This window comes from Lentzea waywayandensis, from assembly GCF_900115955.1.
Lineage (GTDB): Bacteria > Actinomycetota > Actinomycetes > Mycobacteriales > Pseudonocardiaceae > Lentzea > Lentzea waywayandensis.
On the sequence record NZ_FOYL01000016.1, the window covers coordinates 69,791 to 91,149 of the forward strand.

At 67.5% G+C, this 21,359-nt stretch carries 19 protein-coding genes; 6 read left to right on the forward strand and 13 right to left on the reverse strand.

Annotated elements, in window-relative coordinates; all coding sequences use genetic code 11:
* Positions 1-51: 51 nt before the first annotated feature.
* Genes BM417_RS48230 through BM417_RS40435 form a run of 3 tightly spaced genes read right to left on the reverse strand, consistent with a single transcriptional unit; the run spans position 52 to position 2,532 of the window.
* Positions 52-1,755, reverse strand: coding sequence for a WXG100 family type VII secretion target (locus BM417_RS48230; protein WP_093605403.1), 1,704 nt, complete (start codon positions 1,753-1,755; stop codon positions 52-54).
* A complete protein-coding gene (locus BM417_RS40430; protein ID WP_093605404.1) occupies positions 1,752-2,060 on the reverse strand; it encodes a hypothetical protein in 309 nt (102 codons plus the stop codon). Before BM417_RS40430 ends, BM417_RS48230 begins: the two co-directional genes overlap by 4 nt.
* A 19-nt stretch (positions 2,061-2,079) precedes the next feature.
* The gene (locus BM417_RS40435; RefSeq protein ID WP_093605511.1) at positions 2,080-2,532 is read right to left on the reverse strand and encodes a YbaB/EbfC family nucleoid-associated protein; all 453 of its coding nucleotides are present in this window, start codon (positions 2,530-2,532) and stop codon (positions 2,080-2,082) included.
* Positions 2,533-2,661: 129 nt separating this feature from the next.
* Here BM417_RS40435 and BM417_RS40440 point away from each other — a divergent pair, with 129 nt between their 5' ends.
* On the forward strand, positions 2,662-3,570 hold the full coding sequence (locus tag BM417_RS40440) for an ABC transporter ATP-binding protein (RefSeq protein ID WP_093605405.1): 909 nt from the start codon (positions 2,662-2,664) through the stop codon (positions 3,568-3,570).
* Positions 3,567-4,748 (forward strand): ABC transporter permease, encoded by a 1,182-nt coding sequence (locus BM417_RS40445; protein WP_093605406.1) that lies wholly within the window; start codon positions 3,567-3,569, stop codon positions 4,746-4,748. Before BM417_RS40440 ends, BM417_RS40445 begins: the two co-directional genes overlap by 4 nt.
* Here BM417_RS40445 and BM417_RS40450 read toward each other — a convergent pair.
* The 4 genes from BM417_RS40450 to BM417_RS40465 form a co-directional block, all read right to left on the reverse strand.
* The gene (locus tag BM417_RS40450) at positions 4,738-5,982 is read right to left on the reverse strand and encodes a cryptochrome/photolyase family protein (protein WP_093605407.1); all 1,245 of its coding nucleotides are present in this window, start codon (positions 5,980-5,982) and stop codon (positions 4,738-4,740) included. The genes BM417_RS40445 and BM417_RS40450 overlap by 11 nt on opposite strands.
* A 175-nt stretch (positions 5,983-6,157) precedes the next feature.
* A complete protein-coding gene (locus tag BM417_RS40455) occupies positions 6,158-7,471 on the reverse strand; it encodes a citrate synthase (RefSeq protein ID WP_093605408.1) in 1,314 nt (437 codons plus the stop codon).
* A gap of 225 nt (positions 7,472-7,696) precedes the next feature.
* Positions 7,697-8,629, reverse strand: a complete 933-nt coding sequence (locus BM417_RS40460) for a carbohydrate kinase family protein (RefSeq protein WP_093605409.1) — start codon at positions 8,627-8,629, stop codon at positions 7,697-7,699.
* A 6-nt stretch (positions 8,630-8,635) separates the two neighbouring features.
* Positions 8,636-9,226, reverse strand: coding sequence for a TetR/AcrR family transcriptional regulator (locus BM417_RS40465; protein WP_093605410.1), 591 nt, complete (start codon positions 9,224-9,226; stop codon positions 8,636-8,638).
* A gap of 83 nt (positions 9,227-9,309) precedes the next feature.
* Between BM417_RS40465 and BM417_RS40470 the strand changes: the two genes are divergently transcribed.
* Complete coding sequence (locus tag BM417_RS40470) at positions 9,310-10,449, forward strand: acyl-CoA dehydrogenase family protein (protein WP_093605411.1); 1,140 nt, start codon at positions 9,310-9,312, stop codon at positions 10,447-10,449.
* On the opposite strand, the gene BM417_RS40475 is transcribed toward BM417_RS40470, so the two are convergent.
* Together BM417_RS40475 and BM417_RS40480 are read right to left on the reverse strand one after the other, a co-directional pair.
* The gene (locus tag BM417_RS40475; protein ID WP_093605412.1) at positions 10,446-11,654 is read right to left on the reverse strand and encodes an amidohydrolase; all 1,209 of its coding nucleotides are present in this window, start codon (positions 11,652-11,654) and stop codon (positions 10,446-10,448) included. The genes BM417_RS40470 and BM417_RS40475 overlap by 4 nt on opposite strands.
* Positions 11,655-12,190: 536 nt before the next feature.
* Positions 12,191-13,081 carry an aldose 1-epimerase family protein gene (locus BM417_RS40480; RefSeq protein ID WP_093605413.1) on the reverse strand — a complete coding sequence of 297 codons (891 nt, stop codon included), beginning with the start codon at positions 13,079-13,081 and terminating at the stop codon, positions 12,191-12,193.
* A gap of 38 nt (positions 13,082-13,119) precedes the next feature.
* Between BM417_RS40480 and BM417_RS48825 the strand changes: the two genes are divergently transcribed.
* The gene (locus BM417_RS48825) at positions 13,120-13,896 is read left to right on the forward strand and encodes an MBL fold metallo-hydrolase (protein ID WP_218164717.1); all 777 of its coding nucleotides are present in this window, start codon (positions 13,120-13,122) and stop codon (positions 13,894-13,896) included.
* Complete coding sequence (locus tag BM417_RS48830; protein ID WP_218164718.1) at positions 13,893-14,609, forward strand: AAA family ATPase; 717 nt, start codon at positions 13,893-13,895, stop codon at positions 14,607-14,609. The genes BM417_RS48825 and BM417_RS48830 overlap by 4 nt, the downstream gene beginning before the upstream one ends.
* A 3-nt stretch (positions 14,610-14,612) precedes the next feature.
* Here BM417_RS48830 and BM417_RS40490 read toward each other — a convergent pair whose 3' ends face one another.
* Positions 14,613-16,007, reverse strand: a complete 1,395-nt coding sequence (locus BM417_RS40490) for an APC family permease (protein WP_093605414.1) — start codon at positions 16,005-16,007, stop codon at positions 14,613-14,615.
* 80 nt (positions 16,008-16,087) lie between these two features.
* Between BM417_RS40490 and BM417_RS40495 the strand changes: the two genes are divergently transcribed.
* Positions 16,088-16,882 carry a hypothetical protein gene (locus tag BM417_RS40495; RefSeq protein WP_093605415.1) on the forward strand — a complete coding sequence of 265 codons (795 nt, stop codon included), beginning with the start codon at positions 16,088-16,090 and terminating at the stop codon, positions 16,880-16,882.
* Here BM417_RS40495 and BM417_RS40500 read toward each other — a convergent pair.
* The 3 genes from BM417_RS40500 to pdxH all read right to left on the reverse strand — a co-directional run bounded on the left by BM417_RS40500 (position 16,866) and on the right by pdxH (position 21,317).
* Complete coding sequence (locus BM417_RS40500; RefSeq protein ID WP_245822625.1) at positions 16,866-18,128, reverse strand: MFS transporter; 1,263 nt, start codon at positions 18,126-18,128, stop codon at positions 16,866-16,868. The genes BM417_RS40495 and BM417_RS40500 overlap by 17 nt on opposite strands.
* 66 nt (positions 18,129-18,194) lie before the next feature.
* Complete coding sequence (gene asnB, locus BM417_RS40505) at positions 18,195-20,129, reverse strand: asparagine synthase (glutamine-hydrolyzing) (RefSeq protein ID WP_093605416.1); 1,935 nt, start codon at positions 20,127-20,129, stop codon at positions 18,195-18,197.
* Between the two features lie 531 nt (positions 20,130-20,660).
* Complete coding sequence (gene pdxH / locus BM417_RS40510) at positions 20,661-21,317, reverse strand: pyridoxamine 5'-phosphate oxidase (protein ID WP_093605417.1); 657 nt, start codon at positions 21,315-21,317, stop codon at positions 20,661-20,663.
* Positions 21,318-21,359 lie beyond the last annotated feature (42 nt).

Consider the following 21,359-nt stretch of genomic DNA (forward strand, 5'->3'; position numbering starts at 1 on the left):
AGTACTTGCGGACGCCCTCAGCGCAAGGAGCTCAGTGCGAGGAGTGCGAGATCACTCGCCGATGACCGGCTTCGCGGCCTTCGGCGGCTCGACCAGGGCCTCGCCCTCGATCCGGACCTTCCGCTTGTGCTCGTTGCTGCCGCCCTGCTGGCCACCTGCACCGGCCATCGGAGCGCCACCCATCATGCCGCCCATACCGGCGCCACCAGCACCGCCACGAGGGGCGCCACCGGCGGCGGCAGGAGCGGCGGGAGCGTTGCCGCTGGCGGCCGGCATGACGCCCGCCGCACCACCGAACTGCGTGGCCGCGGTCCCACCGGCGCCACCACCACCGGCCGGGCCACCGCCGAGGCCGGCGGGCATGCCGCCACCTCCGCCGCCGCCCATGCCCTTGGGAGCACCGCCGCCACCGCCACCGGCGCCGCCTGAGGCAGCGGTCGCGGCGTGGTCCGTGGTCGTCGGGCGGTACCACTCGCCGCCCGTCGTGGTCGGCGTGGCGCCGAACGACGGAGGCTTGGTCGTGGCGTTGCCACCGGCCGTCGTGGTCGTGTCGGGCTCCCAGTGACCGGGAACCCAGCGGCCCGCACCCGTGCCGGTACCCGCGCCACTGCCGGAGCCGACGCCCGAGCCGGTGCCGGGGCCAGGCAGGACGTGACCGCTGCCGCCACCGGCACCGCCGCCCGCACCACCACCGGCGCCACCGCCCTGGCCGCCAGGAGGCGTGTAGATGGGACGCACGGCAGGACCGGCACCCACGCCCGGCCCCTGGCCGTACGGGCCCTGGTAGCCGTCGGTGTTGCCGCCCTGGTAGCCGGGACGGACGTTGCTCAGGCCGTCACCGGCGGTCGGCCTGCCACCCTGGTAGCCGCCGTTCGCGCCACTGGTGAACGTGCCGCCCGCACCGGAGGACGCGCGGTCCTGCTGGTCGCCGCGGATGCCGTCGAAGCCACCCGCGGTGTTGCGGACGGAACCCCCGCCGCCACCGCCCTTGCCGTTGTTCGCCATCGACGAGATCGCGTCGATGATCGTCTCGGCGGCCTTGGCGATCTGCGAGACCGACTGGATCAGCTTCAGCAGCTTCTGCACGGAGCCGACGAGCTTCTGCAGGAAGTCGGAGAGCTTCTTCGCGTAGTTGACCGCGGTCGTGACGATGTCCGCGATCGCGCCCGCGATGGCCGCGCCGAAGGTGAGGAACGAGGCCGCGAGCCACTGGATGATCTTCATGACCATGTCGGACACGGCCTGGCTGATCAGATCCATGATCATCTTGCGGACGGTGCCGACCAGCTCGCCGGCGCCCTTGACCGCGCCCGAGATGCCGTCGACCGACTTCGCGAGGGTCTCGAGGCCGGTCGCGTGCCGCTTGGCGGCGGCGCGGTAGCCGTCGGCCGCCCTGCCCTGCCACTCGCGGGTCTGCGAGACGCAGAGCTTCTCGTACTCGGTCGCGATGTCCTTGACCTGCTTGCCCGCGTTCTTGAACGACTCGGACATCTTGGCGATGGACTCGGGGCTGCCGAGCAGGATGTCGAACGGTTCGCGCAGGAAGTCGACGTGCTGGATGGCCCAGCTGAAGCCGGCGGAGAGGAACCCGCTCAGTGGGTTCGAGGACATGCCGACGATGCCCATGGCCGCGTTCGCGATGCCGAGGCCGCCGCTGACCCAGTCGCCGCTCTCGATGGACTTGTAGGCGTTCGAGACGTTGTTGAACAGCTGCGCGGTGTCACCGCTGCTGGACTGCGTCGCAGGGGCGTTCATCCCCGGCCTCCCTTGAAGCCGAACATGTTGTCGAGGTCGACCTGCTCGTACTGCTCGACGGTCTTCTTGAGCCCGCTGCTCATGTCCATCAGCGAGTTCGCGGCCTTGCCGAGCATGTCCTGCGACAGGCCGGCCTCCTGGAGGACCTTCGAGGCCAGGAACCCGAGGAAGACGCCGAAGGCCTCAGTCGTGAGGGCACCCGGATCGCACGTCTCGGTGGCCTTGCGCATCCGTTCCATGAGCCGGTCCACGCTGGCGGCGTGGGTTCTCAGCTCGTCGAGGTCGATGTTGAAGTGCTGCTGCATGCCTAACCCCCTCCTGCACTCAGGCCATGACGTCGGGCGGGTTGGTGAAGTACTCGTCGTCGGGCCGAAGGTCCTTGCGCTCCAACTCCGACTTCGGTTCTTCCTCGTCGGTTCCGTCGCCCTTGTATCCGTTCGGCATCTGCGCCTTCACGAACTCGAGAGCGGGGCTGTCGCCGACGAAGTCCGTCATGATCTGCACGACCCGCCCGGAGGCGTCACGCTGGGCCTTGGCGGAGGCTGTGAGCACGGCCGAGGCGATCTCGCTGGGGTCCATGCCGCGGGCTTCCGGCTTGATCTGGAGATCGGTCAGCACGCCGGTGGCGTTAACTGTCACCGTGATCAGGCCGTCTGGCGAGCTGGCGCTGCCACCCACACCACCGAGCTGGTCGCGGGCCTGTTCGGCGTGCTGCTTGGCCTGCTCGATCTTGGCCCCGTACTCCTTGAGCCACTGATCGGGGTCAATGGGCTGCATGGTCACCCCCGTTGAGTGAATTGGTCGTTCGTTCGATTCGCCGTAGACGCCCGTATCGTTTCACTCGTTCCCTGCTCACCGATACTTTCAGTCCGATTACCGCCATCCGGGCTAACGAAGGGGTTCACCGTGCCTGAGGGAGTGCTGGAGATCGACGCGGTCTCCAAGCGCTACGGGGAGGTCGTCGCCCTGCGGGACATGTCTTTCGACGTGCGCGCCGGCGAGCTCTTCGGATTCGTCGGAAGCAACGGCGCCGGGAAGACCACGACCATGCGGATCGCGCTGGGCGTGCTCTCGGCCGACTCCGGCGAGGTGCGGTGGAACGGCAGAACCGTCGACCTCGACACCCGGCGCCGGATCGGCTACATGCCGGAGGAGCGCGGTCTCTACCCGCGGATGAAGGTGCTCGACCAGCTCGTCTACCTGGCCGAACTGCACGGCATGAGCACCAACGAGGCTCACACGAGCGCGGAGAACTGGATCGCGCGCCTCGGGTTGCGCGACCGCCGCACGGACGAGGTGCAGCGCCTGAGCCTCGGCAACCAGCAGCGCGTCCAGCTGGCCGCCGCGCTGGTGCACGAGCCGGACGTGCTGGTGCTCGACGAGCCGTTCTCCGGCCTCGACCCGGTGGCGGTGGACGTGATGAGCCAGGTGCTGCGCGAGAAGGCGTCGGCCGGGGTGCCCGTGGTGTTCTCGAGCCACCAGCTCGACCTGGTGGAACGTCTGTGCGACCGGGTCGGCATCGTCAGCGCCGGCTCGATGGTCGCCAGCGGAACGGTGGATGAACTTCGGTCAGGTGGCGCTCCGCGTCTGGTCGTGGAGTCGCCAACGACCGTCTGGACTGCCAGTCTGGACGGTGTGCGGGTGATCGAGAAGAACGGGACGCGCTGCGTGCTCGAACTCGCCGACGGCGTGGACGACCAGGCGGTGCTGCACGCGGCACTCGCGGCGGGCCCCGTGCACGAGTTCTCCCGGCAGCGCCCGTCGCTGACCGAGCTGTTCCGCAACGTTGTGACCACCGAGGGCAGGAGCGCATGACGTCGGCCCGAGCTGTCTCGTTGGTGGCCAGGCGCGAGTTCGTCACGAAGGTGCGCACCAGGTCGTTCCTGATCGGCACGGCGGTGATCATCGCCGTGCTCGCCGGGTACGTGGTGCTCCAGTCGGTCCTGTTCGACGATCAGCAACGCAGTGTCGTCGGGCTTTCCGGGCAGGCGACGCAACTCGCGGATCCGTTGCGGGAGAAGGCGAAAGCGTTCGGCATCGATCTGGAGACGCGTGACGTCACCACCGCGGGCGACGCCGAGCAGGAGGTCCGTGACGGGTCGCTCGACGCCCTGGTGACCGGTGCGCCGCCGGAGCTGAAGATGATCGTCAAGGGCTCTGGCGACGAGGTGCTGACGACGGCGCTGAACGACGTGCTGCGCCAGCAGGTGCTGACCGCGCAGCTCGCCGAGGCGGGCATCAACCCGCAGGAGGTCGCGCAGAGCCTCGCGAACGCCAAAGTGGACGTCACCGCACTGGAACCCGTTGACCCGCAACAAGGTCAGCGCCTCGCGATCGGGTTGATCGTGGCCGCGCTGCTCTACTACTCGCTGCTGGTCTACGGCACGATGGTCGCGCAGGGCGTGGTCGAGGAGAAGTCCAGCCGGGTCGTGGAGATCCTGCTCGCGACCGTGCGGCCGTGGCAGTTGTTGCTGGGCAAGGTGATCGGGCTCGGCGCGGTCGGACTGCTCCAGCTGCTGGTGATCTCCACGGTCGGCCTCGGGTTGTCGTCCGCCTTCGACGTCGTGGACGTCGGCGCGGTGGGCGGCGCGGCCCTGCTGACCGGCGTGCTCTGGTACCTGCTCGGCTTCTTCCTGTACGCCACCGTGTTCGCGGCCGCCGCGTCGCTGGTGTCGCGGCAGGAGGAGCTCCAGTCGGTGCTGACGCCGATCAGCATGACGATCATCGTGGCGTTCGTGGCCGGCATCAACCTGATGATCGGCAGCCCGTCCGGCCCCACCGTGACGGTGCTGTCGATGCTGCCGCCGTTCGCCCCGATCCTGATGCCGGGCCGGATGGCGCTGGGCGTCGCTCCGGCCTGGCAGGTCCTGCTCGCGGTCGCGCTGGCCCTGCTGGCCATCGCGGCGATCACGTGGCTGGGCGGCAAGGTCTACGCGAACGCCGTGCTGCGGACCGGCGCTCGCGTCAAGCTCCGCGAGGCGCTCAAGCTTTGATGGCCTGGTAACGGTCGAGCGCCACCTGGCGTTCGACCGCGTGGTCCACGATCGGCGTGAGGCTCGGCGAGTCCGGCGCGTACCTGCGCACGTAAGCGCCGTCCGGGTCGAACTTCTTGGCCTGGGTCATGGGGTTGAAGACGCGGAAGTACGGAGAGGCGTCCGTGCCACTGCCGGCGACCCACTGCCAGTTGTGCTGGTTCGAGGCGATGTCACCGTCGATCAGGTGCTCCATGAAGTGCCGCGCGCCCCACCACCACGGCAGGTGCAGGTCCTTGACCAGGAAACTCGCGACGATCATGCGCACCCGGTTGTGCATGAAGCCCTCTTGCTTGAGTTGCCGCATGCCGGCGTCGACGATGGGGAAGCCGGTACGACCTTCTTTCCAGGCCTCGAACAGCTCCTGGTCGTCGTCGTGCTCCATGCGGTCGAACCTGCGGTCGTAGTTCTCGCGCGCGGTCTCCGGCTTGTGCCACAGCACGTCCGCGTAGAACTCACGCCAGGCGAGCTCGCTGCGGAACGTTCCGTCACAGTCCTGCAGGAGCGTCCGGGGGTGCAGCACGCCGAACCTCAGGTACGCGGCCAGCCTGCTCGTGGCGTCGAGATCGGGGCGATCGCGGGTCTTGTCGTAGTCCTCCAGCCGTTCGTCGCGGAACTCCTCCCAGAGCTTCATCGCGTCCGGCAGCTTTTCCTTGACTGCGGGGAGCTTCGTGCTGTGGCCCGGCCTGATCCAGTCCAGAGTGGACGCCGACGTGTCCGCGGGCTTGCGCCAGCCGTGGTCCAGCCAGGCGTTGCGGAACGGCGTGAAGACCTTGAACGGCGTGCCGTCCTGCTTGCGCACCCGGCCCGGCGTCACGGCGTAGGGCGAGCCGGAACGGACGAGTTCGATGTCCCCCAACGCTTCCTCGACGGCTTCGTCCCGGCTGCGTCCGTACGGCGCGCAGTCCGCAGTGATGTGGACGCTCCCCGCGCCGATTTCCTTCGCGACGCGCGGAACCGCCTTCACCGGATCGCCGTGCACGATCATCAACCTGCCGCCGAGTTCGTCGTTCAACGCGTGCAGACAGCGGTGCAGGAAATCGATTCGCGGTTGTCCCGACGGTTTCAGCAACCTGTCGTCGAGAACGAACAACGCGAGTGCGCGAGGTGATCTTTCCGCGGCGGCGAGAATGGCGGGATGATCGGATGTCCGCAAATCGCGACGGAACCAGACGAGTGACGGGGAAGAACTCACGTCTCGACGCTAAAGCGATCGGGACGGGTCTGCATGACAGGCGGCGCTGCAGGTCATCGAGGCAACGCGCCGCTCTCGGCCCGCACGTCCGTCACGCACCACCCCACGACAACGCGAAAGGCGCGCCACCCAGCGGGTGACGCGCCCTCAGCTTGCCAGAAGAACTAGCCCGTGATCAGCGGTTTTCCATCGCGATGAAGTCGCGCTCCGTCGGGCCGGTGTAGATCTGCCGCGGGCGGCCGATCTTGGTGGCCGGGTCGTTGATCATCTCGCGCCAGTGCGCGATCCAGCCGGGGAGCCGGCCGAGCGCGAACAGCACGGTGAAGAACTTGGTCGGGAAGCCCATCGCCCGGTAGATCAGACCCGTGTAGAAGTCCACGTTCGGGTAGAGCTTGCGGGAGATGAAGTAGTCGTCGCTCAGGGCGGCTTCTTCCAGCTGCTTCGCGATGTCGAGCAGCTGGTCGTCGGCGCCGAGCTTGCCGAGGATCTCGTCGGCCGTCTTCTTGATGATCGCGGCACGCGGGTCGTAGTTCTTGTAGACCCGGTGGCCGAAGCCCATCAGGCGGACGCCGTCCTCCTTGTTCTTCACCTTGTTGACGAACGACTTCACGTCGCCGCCGTCGTTCTTGATCTTCTCGAGCATCTCCAGCACCGCGCTGTTCGCGCCGCCGTGCAGCGGGCCGAACAGGGCGTTGATGCCCGCGGAGATGGACGCGAAGAGGTTCGCCTCGGACGAGCCGACCAGGCGCACGGTCGACGTGGAGCAGTTCTGCTCGTGGTCGGCGTGCAGGATGAACAGCAGGTCGAGCGCGCGGACCAGGTCCGGGTCGAGGTCGTAGGCCTCGGCCGGGAACCCGAAGGTCATCCGCAGGAAGTTCTCCACCAGGCCAAGGGAGTTGTCCGGGTAGAGGAACGGCTGGCCGACCGACTTCTTGTACGCGTAGGCCGCGATGGTCGGCAGCTTGGCGAGAAGGCGGATCGTGGAGATCTCCACCTGGTTCGCGTCGAACGGCGACAGCGAGTCCTGGTAGAAGGTCGACAGCGCGGAGACCGCGGACGACAGCACCGGCATCGGGTGCGCGTCGCGCGGGAAGCCGTCGAAGAAGCGCTTGAGGTCCTCGTGCAGCAGCGTGTGCCTGCTGATCTTCTGCGTGAAGTCCTCGAGCTGCGCGGCGGTCGGCAGCTCACCGTAGATCAGGAGGTAGCTGACCTCCGCGAAGTTCGAGCGCGCGGCCAACTGCTCGATCGGGTACCCGCGGTAACGCAGAATTCCGGCGTCACCGTCGATGTAGGTGATCTCGGAGGAGCAGGAGGCCGTGTTGACGAAACCGGTGTCCAGGGTTACCAGACCGGTGGTCGACAGCAGCTTGCCGAGATCGATGCCGGACGCGCCTTCGGACGCCCGCACCACCTTCATCTCGAGCTCTGCGTCCCCGTGGCGCAGCGCGACGGTCTGTGGGTCGGTCGGCGCAGTCGTCGCGTCGGGCATTCAAGTCCCTCTCAACGCTCGGACGGGGTGGCGGCAGGCCACGCTGGGCCAGCCGTCGTCTCGGACCACCCCGTTGGGATCTGAGTCTTCAAGTTCACTCACGCTAGTCGGCGGAAGGCCCGCCTCGCAGCAGCGGTGTGAACCGATTCTGAGAGATGGGACCGGCATCACATCCGTAATGCCAGTTTCTAGCGCGGCTACCCCACGGTAGTCCGATCCTCCGTTTTATCCACCCAACGCGGCGGTGAGTTCGCTCGCAAAGGGCGGTTCGGCGCCCGCACGGGAACATGTGATCGCGGCGGCCGCACCGGCATACGTCAATGCGGCAGTCCATTCATCCGTGGAGAGCCCGCGGATCTTCTCCGCACTCAACGCATCGTGGTCGTGCAGCCACGCGAGCAGGGCACCTTGCACCGTGTCGCCCGCCCCGATCGTGTCGACCACGTCCACCTTCACGGGTGGCACGTCGACCTGTCCGGTGGCGGTGATCACTGACAGACCGTCGCCACCTTTCGTCAGGACGACGGCGGCGGGCCCCTGTGAAATCCACGTCCTTGCGATCTCGATCACGTCGCCGTCCTCGGCGAGCCACCGTGCGTCCTCGACGGACGCCTTCACCAGCCCGACGTCCGGCAGCCACGACCGGAACCGCGCGCGGTAGGCGCCCGGATCGTGGATCAGGCCCGCCCGGATGTTGGGGTCGAGCGCCGTGAGCAAGCGCTTGCTCTCGCGCCGCAGCACCGTCTCGTAGACCGAGGCGCCGGGCTCCAGCACCAACGACAACGTGCCGAACGACACGGCCTTCGCCTCGGCGGGCAGCGGACCGGGGTCCTCCACGAGCCGGTCGGCGGTGCCGTCGACGTAGAACGAGTAGCGCGCGGACCCGTCGTCGGCGAGCCCGACGACGGCGAGCGTGGTGTTCTCCTGTCCACGTTGGACCAGATCCGTGGCGACCTGCGACGCGTGCAGCCGCTTGATCAGCTGCTCGCCGAAGTGGTCGGTCGAGACGCGCGACAGGAAGCCCGTCGGCACGTCGAGCCGGCCGAGCGCGACGGCCACGTTGTACGGCCCGCCACCGAGCTTCGGTGCGAGCGGCGTGAGCTCGTCGTCCCCCACCGGCACCATGTCGACCAGTGCCTCACCAGCAACCACGATCACTGCGCTCTACTCCTTCTGGGAAGCACCACTCCGCTGGAGCCCATCCAACAACAGTTCGCCCAAAGCAGTGAACGCCTCGGCGTCCGAAACGCCTGCCCGTTTCGTGAGCACACCGGTCTGGATGCTCTCGATCAGCAACCCGGCCATCTCGGCGAACAACGTGGCGTGCACCTCGCGGAACACGTGCCGCTCGACGCCGTCCTGAATGAACGCCTTGATGCGCTCGGCCGCGGCGCGCGCGTTGCGTTCGTACGTCGCGCGGGTGGGCGGGAAGTCCGACACGTCCGCGATGAACGCCGCTGAGGCCTTGTTCAGCTCCTCCGCCGCGCCCGCGAGGTAGCTGCCGATGCGTTTGCGCACGTCGTTGAGGCCCGCGATGCGCTTCTCGATGCGTTCGGCGGCGCCCTTGAAGTACCGGCCGACGACCCTGACCGCCAGCTGTTCCTTGCTGCCGGCGAGCGCGTACAGCGTCGATTTCGAGCAGTGCAGCCGGCCGGCGATGTCATCCAGAGTGAGATGACCGAAGCCCTCGGTGAGGAAGAGCGCTTCCAACCGGGTGAGCAGCTCGGCCTGCCGCTGCGTGAGAGCCCGCGTCATGGTGAGGACCCTGCCACATTCACTGGCTGCTGTACTGCACAACGCACTAGAGTACAGCTACCAGTACACACCGGAGGTCGACGATGCCCGCCGAGCGGTTGCTCCCCACACAAGAGGCCGAGGACCTGATCGCGCTGGTCAGGGAGATCGCGCGGGACGAACTCAAGCCCCACGCCGCAGACGCCGAGGAGAACGAGAAGTTCCCCCGCGACGCGTTCCGCCTGCTGGGCAGGTCCGGTCTGCTCGGCCTGCCGTACCCCGAGGAGTTCGGCGGCGGCGAGCAGCCCTACGAGGTCTACCTCCAGGCACTGGAAGAGGTCGCCTCGGCGTGGATGACGGTCGCCGTGGGCCTCTCCGTGCACGTGATGTCCTGCTACGGCCTGGCCACCTTCGGCACCCGCGAACAGCAGGACCGCTGGCTGCCCGAGATGCTCGAAGGTGAACTGCTCGGCGGCTACGCCCTGTCCGAGGTCCAGGCGGGCTCCGACCCGGCGGCCATGTCGACCCGGGCCGTCCGCAAGGGCTCCGAGTACGTCGTGAACGGCACCAAGGCGTGGATCACCCACGCCGGCGCCGCCGACTTCTACACCCTGATGGCCCGCACGTCCCCCGACGCGGGGCGCGGCATCTCCTGCTTCCTCGCCCCCGGCGAGGCCCAGGGCATCGTCGCCGCCACGCCGGAACGCAAGATGGGCCTGACCGGCTCCATCACCGCGCAGCTGTCGTTCGACGACGTGCGCTTCGGCACCGACCGCCTGATCGGCAACGAGGGCGACGGCCTCAAGATCGCACTGTCCGCTTTGGACTCCGGCCGGCTCGGCATCGCGGCCTGCGCGGTGGGCCTGGCGCAGGCCGCCCTCGACGAGGCAGTGGCGTACGCCAAGACCCGGACCCAGTTCGGCCGCCCGATCATCGAGTTCCAGGGCCTGGAGTTCCTCCTGGCGGACATGGCGGCGGCCGTCGAGTCGGCGCGTGCCACCTACATCTCGGCCGCGCGGCGCCGCGACCGCGGCCTTCCGTTCCGCCAGCAGGCGTCGATCGCCAAGCTCATCGCCACGGACGCGGCGATGAAGGTGACGACCGACGCCGTTCAGGTGCTCGGCGGCGCGGGCTACACCCGCGACTTCCCGGTCGAGCGCTACATGCGCGAGGCCAAGGTCCTGCAGATCTTCGAGGGCACCAACCAGATCCAGCGCCTCGTCATCGGCCGAGGACTGCGCTAGCCCTCCCGGTAGAAGGGGTCGGCCACGGCCCCTTCACCCTTCGCCTCGTCCCACGTGTAGACCTCGCGCCCCTGCACGAAAACGTGCAGCGCGCGGCTCATCACGTCGAGCGGGTCGCCGGACCAGATCACCACGTCGCCGTCCAGTCCGGGCTTCAGCGACCCGACCCGGTCGTCCAGCCCCATGATCCGCGCCGGGTTCGTCGTGATCGACCGCAGCGCGACGTCGCTGTCCAGTCCTTCCTTCACCGCCAGCGTGGCCTGGTGCACCAGGAAGTTGATCGGCACGACGGGGTGGTCCGTCGTGATCGCGAGCTCCACCCCGGCGCGCGCCAGGATCCCGGGGTTGCGCAGCCCCCGGTGCCGAAGCTCCACTTTGGACCGCGAGGTGAACAGCGGCCCGATGATCACCGGAATCTGCTTGTCCGCGATGACGTCCGCGATCAGGTGGCCCTCGGTGCCGTGGTTGAGGATCAGCTTGTAGCCGAACTCCTCGGACAACCTGATCGCCGTGGCGATGTCGTCGGCCCGGTGCGCGTGCTGGCACCAGGGCAGTTCGCCGGAGAGGACCTTGCCCAGGATCTCCAGCGTGGTGTCGCGGTCGAACGCCTTGCCGTCGGCCTCGGCCTCGGCCTTCTTGGCCAGGTAGTCCTGCGCCTTGGTCAGCTCGTCCCGGATGACCGCCGCGACGCCCTGCCGGGTGGACGGCAGCTTGCCCTTCTCGCCGTAGACGCGCTTCGGGTTCTCGCCCAGCGCGCTCTTCACGCTGACCGGTTCCTTGACGAGCATCTCGTCGACGGTCCGCCCCCAGCACTTCACCGCGACGGTCTGCCCGCCGATGGGGTTGCCGGAGCCGGGCTTGATCACCGCGGTCGTGACACCGCCGCTGAGCGCGTCGCCGAACCCGAGGTCAGCGGGGTTGATCGCGTCGAGCGCCCGCATCCGGGCGCCGACGGGATCGGTCATCTCGTTGGTGTCCTGGCCGGCCCACCCTTCGGCCTCCTCGTGGACACCGATGTGCCCGTGCGCCTCGACGAAGCCGGGCAGCACCCAGGCCCCGTCCGCGTCGACGACCTCGACGCCGTCCGGAATGTCGACGTCAGCACCGACCGCGACGATCTTCCCGTCCTGGATGAGGACAGTGCCGCCTTCGACGGGCTCGCCGTCGACGGGCACGACGTAGCCCCCGGTGATCGCGATGTTCATGGTTAGCAACGCTAACGGTTAGCAGGGCCGTCGGCCACCCCTACTACCCACCGCGATGCCGAAGGCGAGCCGTCTTTACCGCGCGGTCAGGGCGGTGGGGTCCCGTCACGAGTCGCACCACAGCTCTTGCTGCACCTGAGGAGGGGTGTCAAACGGACACGCTTTTCGTCCGTTTGACACCCCTCCTCAGGTGTGGCCCGCTCTTGGTGCGGCTCGTGACGGGACCCCACCGCCAACGCAAGCCAACTACGCAACAGGCAGCCGCCCAAAGCAACAGGCGTGCCATCAACCCGCAGGCGGCGCCACCCCCCGATCAGATTGCCGGGGGTCTGGGGGCAGTGCCCCCAGGGGAAGCACGCAACGCAAGGTCGCCGCCCGCAAGGTGACCACCCGGCAAGGTCGCCGCCCGCAAGGTGACCACCCGACAAACCCGCGGCCCCCAAGCCAGCCACCCGCAAAGGTCGCCGCCCGCAAGCCAACCACCCGCAAAGCCGCCGCCCGCAAGCCAACCACCCACAACAGCCGCGAACAGCCCCCTACGAGACCAGCGACTGAATCCCCCACCGCGCACCCCAGGACTCCCCGGGAGAGACCCAGATCAGGTCCACGCCGGAGTTCAGAGCGTCCGGCGGGCAGGTCATCGGCTCGACGGCGACCGCCCGGCCTCGGCCGGGGTACGAATCGGGCGTGTAGACCTGAACCCACCGAAACGCCGGATCCGCCCACACCTCGACCACACCGTCCGCTGAGGACAGCGTGTGGTGCACCAGCCCGTCCGCACCCGGCTCGCACCCGCCGAACGGCGTGTCGAGCCGAACCCCGTCGAGCCCCCGCCCCTCCCGGAAGTCGAACTCGGTCCCCTCCACCGGCACGGCCGGCCCGGAAGGCACCATCCGCTCGGTGTCCAACGGCAGCACGGTCGTCGCCGCCAGCGTCAAGGTGCACGAGTCGGTCGAAGCGTTCCCGGCCCGTGGATAGGGATGCGTGCCGACACCGAACGGCGTGGCGACATCCCCGACGTTCGTGACCCCGTGCGTGACAGTCAGTCCGCGATCGTCGAGCGCATAGGACACCGTGACGTCCAAAGCGGCAGGCCATCCGGCCTGAGGCTCGATCAGCGCCCGCAACGACACCAACGACCCGGTGTGCTCCAGAACGGCCCACGGCCGCCGCCGCACCAGCCCGTGAATGGCGTTCCCGCGCGCAGGTTCGGTGACCTCGAGCTGCTGCCGGACCCCGCCCAGCACCCAGGACGCACCCGCGGTCCGGTTGGGCCAGGGCACCAGCACGGCTCCGGCGCTCATCGGCGGCTTCTCGTCCTCGCCGAATGTCTCCACATACGGAACACCGTCCACCTCGAAAGACCGAAGGCCCGCGCCTACAGTCGTGATCACGGCGGTGGCACCCTCGTACGAGATCCCCAACATGAGGCTGAAGCCTACGGGGCCAGCGGAAGGATTTGCCCATGAAGGTTCATCACCTCAACTGCGCCACGATGAGGCCGCCCCTGGTCGCGGGCGGGATCGTGGCCCACTGCCTGCTGATCGAGACCGACCAGGGCCTGACCCTCGTCGACACGGGCTTCGGCACGCACGAGGTGAGCGACCCGAAGGCGACGATCGACCCGCTGAGCCGCGCGCTGCTCAAGCCGGCGCTCGACATCACCGAGACGGCGATCAGCCAGGTCGAGCAGCGCGGCTACACGGCCGACGACGTCCGGCACATCCTGCTGACCCACCTCGACCTGGACCACGCGGGCGGGCTCCGCGACTTCCCCAAGGCCACGGTCCACGTGCTGGACACCGAACTGGAAGCCGCGACGAACCCCAAGGGCACCAAGGAACGGGCCCGGTACCCGAAGGCGCAGCGCGAGGGCGTCACGTTCGAGACCCACCGGGCCGAGGGCGAAGACTGGTTCGGCTTCGAGGCCGTCAGCGCCATCCCCGGTCTGCCCGAGGACGTCCTGATGGTGCCGTTGATCGGCCACACCCGAGGCCACACGGGCATCGCGGTCAAGGGCGACGACGGCTGGCTGCTGCACGCCGGCGACGCGTACTTCTACCGCGGCGAGGTCGAGACGCCGCCCAGCAACATCTTCGCGCTCAAGCTCACCGCCAAGCAGACCGAGACGATCCGCGAGCAGCGTCTGTCCAATGTGGAACGACTCAGGGAGCTCAAGGCCCAGGGCGAGGTCGAGGTGTTCTGCGCGCACGACCCGGTCGAGCTGGCGCGGCTGGCGTGACGTTCATCCACCGGATCCGCCTCGACCAGGTCGACGACACGCACCGCTACCCGTTCACGCTCCCGGTCGTCCAGGACCTGATCAGGCACCCGTTGGAGCTCAAGCGCCCCATCACGTTCCTGACGGGCGACAACGGCGCGGGCAAGTCCACGCTGGTCGAGGCGATCGCGGTGGCGGCCGGGTTCAACGCCGAGGGCGGCACCCAGTCGTTCCGCTTCGCGACGAAGGCGACCGAGTCGTCCCTGGGCGACTACCTGATCCTGAGCTGGGGCACCAGAAAACCCCGCACGGGCTTCTTCCTGCGCGCCGAGTCGTTCTACAACGTCGCCACCGAGATCGACCGGATCGGCGAGGGGATCCACGCGTCGTACGGCGGAAAGTCGTTGCACGAGCGCTCCCACGGCGAGAGCTTCATCGACCTGATGACACACCGGTTCGGCGGCAAGGGTCTCTACGTGCTGGACGAGCCGGAGGCCGCGCTGTCCGTCAAGGGCTGCCTCACGGTCCTGCGGCGCATGCACGAGCTCGTCGAAGAGGGTTCGCAGTTCATCATCGCCACGCACTCGCCGATCCTGCTCGCGGCGCCGAACGCCACGATCCTGGAGATCACCGACACGATCGACGAGATCGACTACGACACAGCGGAACCGGTCCGGCTCACCCGCAACTTCCTGGGTGAGCCGGACCGGTTCCTCAAACACCTGCTCGACTGAGAACTACTTGCCGAGGTTCTCCGGGTGGGTCTCCACCTTGCCGTGCAGCACGCGGTTGATGCCCCAGAGCACCAGACCGGCCAGCAGCAGCCAGCCCGCGATCTTGTAGTCGTCCATCGGACGCCCGGACGTCCACGGGATCGCGAGGTACGCGCACGTGATCGCGCCGAGCACCGGCGCCCACGTGGGCGCCCGGAAGTGCTTGTGCTCCGACTCCTCCTTGCGCAGCACGAGACACGCGACGTTGACGATGGTGAAGACGATCAGCAGCAGCAACGACGTCGTGCCGCCGAGCTTGCCGATGTCCGCGGTCGACACCAGGATCACCGCGACGCCGGTCGTGAAGACGATCGAGATCCACGGCGTGCGCCGGAACGGGTGCACGGCGCCGAAGAACGAGGGGATGATCTTCTCGTTCGCCATGCCGTACAACAACCTCGACGCCATCAGCATGTTGATCAGGGCCGAGTTGATGACGGCCAGCAGACCGATCAGCGCGAAGATCCACAGCGGGAAGCCGGGCGCGCCGACGGTGACGACCTTCAGCAACGCGCTGCTGCCGGCCTTCGCGAGCTCGTCGGCCGGGATCAGCAGCGACGACGTGATCGCGACGAGCACGTAGATCAGGGCCGCGATTCCCATGCCCCACAGCATCGCGCGCGGGAAGATCTTGACCGGGTTGCGGCACTCCTCGGCCATGTTGACCGAGTCCTCGAAGCCGACCATCGCGAAGAACGCGAGTGCGGTGGCCGAGGTGACCGCGAGCATCACGTTGCTGCCGGACGGGACGTGGATGTCGGTGAGCCTGCCGGGCTCGCCGTCGCCGTTGATGACGGCCCACGCGCCGATCAGGATGATGATGACCAGACCGGACAGCTCGATGCAGGTCAGCACCACGTTGGCCTTGACCGACTCGGACACGCCGCGGAAGTTGATGATCGCCAGCGCCGCGATGAAGACGATCGCGATGCCGGTGATCGCCAGCGACTCCGGGCTGAGCGCGACGTCGAAGAACTCCACCAGCAGCTGCCGCAGGTACGTGCGGCCGAAGGCGAGGGCCGCCGACGACGCCGAGGTGATGCCGGAGCACATGACCGCGAACGCGACCATGAACGTCAAGAAGTGGATCTTGAACGCCTTGTTCGTGTACAGCGCGGCACCGGCGGCTCTGGGGTACTTGCCGACCAGTTCGAGGTAGCTGAACGCGGTCAGGAACGCCACCACGAACGCGAGCAGGAAGGGCAGCCAGAGTGCGCCGCCGATCTTGCCTGCCACGTTGCCGGTGAGGGCGTAGATGCCGGTCCCGAGGATGTCGCCGACGACGAAGAACAGCAGCAGCTTCGGGCCGATTGCCCGATGTAGCTCTGGTTGCTCCGTTTGTGGAGTCGCTTCAGCCATGCCCGAAGATTGTGCCCGTTTTGCCTGGCCACCAGCACGAACGGACGCCTACCTCACCCAATTGGTGTAACAATTCCCGCATGGGAGTTCGACTGAAACTCGCGATCGTCGCCGCCGTGACGCTGACCGCCTGCTCGTCCCCGACGCCTGCCGAGAACACCTCCCAGCACCGCGATGTGAAGAGCATCCTGGCCGCGGTGACCAAGTCGATCAACGAGAAGGGGTCCTACCGCTTCAGCGTCACGCCACCGCCCACGGGAGGCGGCGTGCGGGCACCGTCCAGCGGCTCGATACGACTGGGCAGCGAGGTCCCGAGCATGGACGCGACCACCACCCGTCCCGTGCAGACCGACGGCGAACCCGTCGAGCTCCGGCTGGTCTCGACCACGAAGGACACCGCGTTCGTGAAGCTGCCCGCCACCGTCTTCGGCCTGCCCGCCGACAAGCCGTGGGTGAAGCTGGACCGCAAGGCCGACGACGACTTCACCACGACGGTGCTGGGCTTCCACGACGTCGTCTACCAGCAGGCCGCCTTCACGACGTACCACCTGCCGGTGATGGAGGCGGGCGGCGATCTCAAGCTGACCGCGGAGATCAACGGCCACACGCGCTACTCGATCGCCGTCGACTACCAGAAGGCCTACGACACCCTCAAGGACGAGGGCCTGCGCGCCGAGGTCAAGCTCGCACTCGACCAGAAGGTCCCCGGCTCCACCGGCGAGATCGAGCTGGACGAGAACGGTCTGCCGGTCCGCATCACGTTCGTCACCCAGTTCCAGGGCGTGCAGATCGTCGACGAGGCCCGCTTCTCCGACTGGGGCGGCGATGTGAAGATCGCCGAGCCGAACCCGGCCGAGATCAGCTCGCGGAACTGAATCGGTAGCGCCAGATCGCCGGCAGCACCGCCACCATCGCAACGCTCGCCACGACCACCAGCAGACCACCGACCGACACCGCCGCGGCCGTGCCGAACGCCGCGCCACCCGTGCCGTGCAACAGGTCCGCGATGCGCGGCCCACCCGCGACGACGACGATGAAGACGCCCTGCATCCGTCCACGCATCTCGTCCGTCGCGGCCGACTGCAGGATCGCGCCGCGGAACGCCATCGACACCATGTCCGCCGCACCCGCCAGCGCCAGGAAGGCCGCCGCGACCCACAGCGACCCGGCGAGACCGAAGCCCATGATCGCGAGACCCCACCCGACAACGGCCAAGGTCAGCGCGACACCGTGCCGACTGACGTTCGAGATCCACCCGGACGTGAGTCCACAGATCACCGCGCCGACGGGAATCGCCGCGAACAGCACGCCGAGCGCGAACCCACCACCGGCCGGGTCGCCGAACGTGTGCTGGGCCATCTCCGGGAACAGCGCCCGCGGCATGCCGAACACCATCGCGATGATGTCCAGCAACATGCTCGCCATCAGCACCTTCTGCGCCCAGAGGTACGTGAAGCCGTCGAGCACGTCCCGCAGCCCGGCACGCCGCACCACCCCGTCGAGCGGAGGCATCGCGGGCAGCTTCCACACCGCGTAGACGGTGACAACGAGAGCAATCGCGTCCACGAGGTACAACGTCGACAGCCCGACGATCGGCATGAACGCACCCGCGAGCAACGGCCCGAGCACCGCACCGAACTGCATGACCGTCGACCCGAGCGCACCAGCCGACGGCAACAGCTCCGCAGGGACCAACCGGGCGATCGACGCCGACCGAGCAGGCGCGTTGGCCGCGAAGAACACCTGCTGGAGGCCGAGCAACGCGATCACCAGCCACACCGAGCCGATGTTCATCGCCGCCTGCGCCCACAGCAGCACCGACGAGACCGCGATGCCGATGTTCGTGACGAGCAGCAGCTTGCGCCGGTCGACCGTGTCCGCGACGGCGCCGCCCCACAGCCCGAAGACCAGCAGCGGAACAAGCGCCACACCAGCGGCGATGCCGACCCACGCGGACGAGCCGGTGAGGTCGTAGACCTGCTTGGGCACAGCAACGGCGGTGAGCTGAGAGCCCACCGCCGTCACGATCGTGGAGAGCCACAACCGGCGATACGCGACGATCTTCAACGGACGAGTGTCGATCACGAACGTCGAGCGCGCGCTTCTCCCCACAGTGGCCACTTGGTTAGCCTATGACAACTAACAAGCCTTTTACGTGGATGTGTCGCCAAGACCACTCAGCAGTGATCAGAGACGGACGGGGTACACCGGCTCCGGCACCTTCGGGCTGATCCGGCCCTCGACGAAGATCCCGTGCCAGATCATGAAGCACAGCACGCTCCACAGCTGCCGGCTGCGGTCGAACTGCTCGGACTTGTGCTCGGCGAGCAGGTCCAGCACCGCGTTCTTGTCGAGCAGGTGGCCGGTCTGCGAGTCGTTGATGATCCCGCGAGCCCAGTCGTACATCTCAGCGCGCAACCAGTGCCGGATGGGCACCGGGAACCCGAGCTTGGGCCGGTTCAGCACGTGCGCCGGAATGATCTTCGCCAACGCCTTGCGCAGCGCGTACTTGGTCGTACCCTCGGTCAGCTTCTGGTCGAGCGGCACCTCGGACGCGACCCGGAACACCTCGGGGTCGAGGAACGGCACCCGCAGCTCGATCGAGTTCGCCATGGTCACCTTGTCGGCCTTGACCAGGATGTCGCCGCGCAACCACGTGTAGAGGTCGATGTGCTGCATGCGCGCGACCGGATCCCAGTCCTCCGACTCGCGGTACCAGGGCGCCGTGACGTCCTGGAAACCAATCCCCTCGACATACCCGGGGAACACCGCACGCACCTGCGCATCACTGAAGTTGCGCGCGTTGCCGTAGTACCGCTCCTCCAGCCGAAGCGCCCCACGCCGCAACAGGTCCTTGCCGCGCACACCCTCCGGAATGGACTTGGACACAGCGCCCATCAACTTCCGAACGCCGCCAGGCACCTTCTCAAAGGGCGCCAACGACAACGGCTCGTGGTAGATCACGTACCCGCCGAACAGCTCGTCCGCACCCTCGCCAGACAGCACAGCCTTGACGTACTTACGCGCTTCCTTCGCGATGAAGTACAACGGCACCAACGCCGGGTCCGCCACCGGGTCGTCGAGGTACCAGAGGATGAGCGGCAGCTCCTCCATCATCTCGTCGGCAGACACGGTCCGAACGACATGCCGCACCCCGATGGCCGCCGCAGTCTCCGCGGCAACATCGACCTCCGAGTACCCATCACGATCAAACCCGCTGGTGAACGCGATGAGGTTCGGGTTGTGCTGCTTCGCCAACGTAGCCGTGGCCGTGGAGTCGATCCCGCCAGAGAGAAACGCGCCGACAGTGACATCGGGGTCAGAAATCATGTGCTTGGCCACCGAGTCACGCATCACCTCGGCAATGCGCTCGTGCAGCGCCTCAGCCTCGTGCGCCCCGTTGACCGGCCGAGGCGAGAACACGGGCTTGAAGTACCGGTTGAACAGCACCTGCCCACCCGGCGACACCTTGAACGACGTCCCGGACTCCACCCGCCGAATCGCCTTGTGCAGCGACTCGGGCTCAGGCACGTACTGCAACACCAGGTAGTGCTGCAAGGCAGTCTGATCGAGCTCCTGACTGATCCCGAGAATCCCAGTGAGCTGCAACAGGCTCTTCTTCTCGGACGAGAACCCGACCCCACCGGGCCCAGCGGCCCAGTACAACGGCTTGATCCCAAACGGATCGCGAGCGCCAAAGACAACCCGCTCCTGCGCGTCCCAGATCATGAACGCGAACATGCCGCGCAACATCTTGACCCAGTCAGCCCCAAGGTAGTGATAACCAGCAACGATGGCCTCGCCATCACCCTTGGTCTTGAACTGCGCGCCGAACTTCCGCATGAGCTCCGCGCGAAGCTCCTTGTAGTTGTAGATCTCGCCGTTGAAGTTCAACGTGTACCGCGTCGGGTTCTCCGGCGGCCCCCACACCAGCGGCTGATGCGAGTGCTCAAGATCGATAAAACCAAGCCGGTTGAACCCGTAGACAACCTCGGCGTCAGCCCAGGTGTCCTGCTCGTCGGGCCCACGGTGCCGCTGGCAGCGCAGTGCTGCGGCCACAGAGGCGCGCGCGGAGACCGCAGCTGCTTCGGTGGAACAGATGAGTCCGAGCACTCCGCACACGTGAAATCGCACCTCGTAGCTAGCTGTTGCTGAAATCCCAGTATGCCGAAGCCGGGATCGGACATTCTCCGCAGCCTGAAGACGCCTGAGTAACCAGTCAGGTTCACCGCCACGCCCACTCACCGCGAAGCCGAAGGCGAGCCGTCCTTACCGAGCGAGCCAGGCGGTGGGGTCCCGTCACGAGTCGCGCCATAGCTCTTGCTGCATGCAGGTAGGGGTGTCAACTCGACACGCTTTTCGTCGAGTTGACACCCCTACCTGCATGTGGCCCGCTCTTGGTGCGGCTCGTGACGGGACCCCACCGCCAACGCACCCCAACTACGAAACAGGCAGCCGCCCAAAGCAACAGGCGTGCCATCAACCCGCAGGCGGCGCCACCCCCCGATCAGATTGCCGGGGGTCTGGGGGCAGAGCCCCCAGGGGAAGCACGCAACCGCAACGTCGCCGCCCGCACGGTGACCACCCGACAAACCCGCGGACACGCAAAAGGGGCGCCTCCCGCCCACAGGAGACGCCCCATCCGCAAAAGCCCTACGGAGCAACCCGCTCCAACGACCACCCGTCCCGACCATCCCGGAACCGCAGCCGATCATGCATCCGATCCCGCCGCCCCTGCCAGAACTCGACCTCCTCAGGCCGAATCCGCCACCCACCCCAATGCGGCGGCACAGGAATCTTCTCGGTATCGGCAAACTGCCGCTCGATCTTGTGCAGAGCAGAATCCAAAGTGGACCGCCCAGTGACAACCCGGGACTGAGGCGAAGCCCAGGCCCCGATCTGCGACCCACGGGGCCGGGAGTTCCAGTACTCGGCGGTCTCCACCGGCCCGACCTTCTCCACAACCCCACGAACATGCGCCTGCCGCTGCATCGCGAACCACGGGAACGTGGCCGACGCGTAGCGAGTAGCCATCAGATCGTGCGACTTGTTGGACGTGTAGTTGGTGAAGAACACCAGCCCACGTACGTCCAGCCCCTTCGCCAGCACGGTCCGCGACGAAGGCCGGCCCTTCACGTCGGTGGTCGCGAGCACCATGGCGTTGGGCTCGGCAAGACCAGCGTTGGTCGCGTCGTCCAGCCACAGCTGGAGCTGTTCGTGCCAGGTGGCGGCAAGCTCCGACTCGCTGAGCGAGCCCTGCTCGTAGGACACGCGCATCGCCGGTAGTGCGATGTTCGTGGTCTCCGTCATCGGCGAACCTCCAAGCGGCGGCAGAACTCGTGGTCCCTGGAC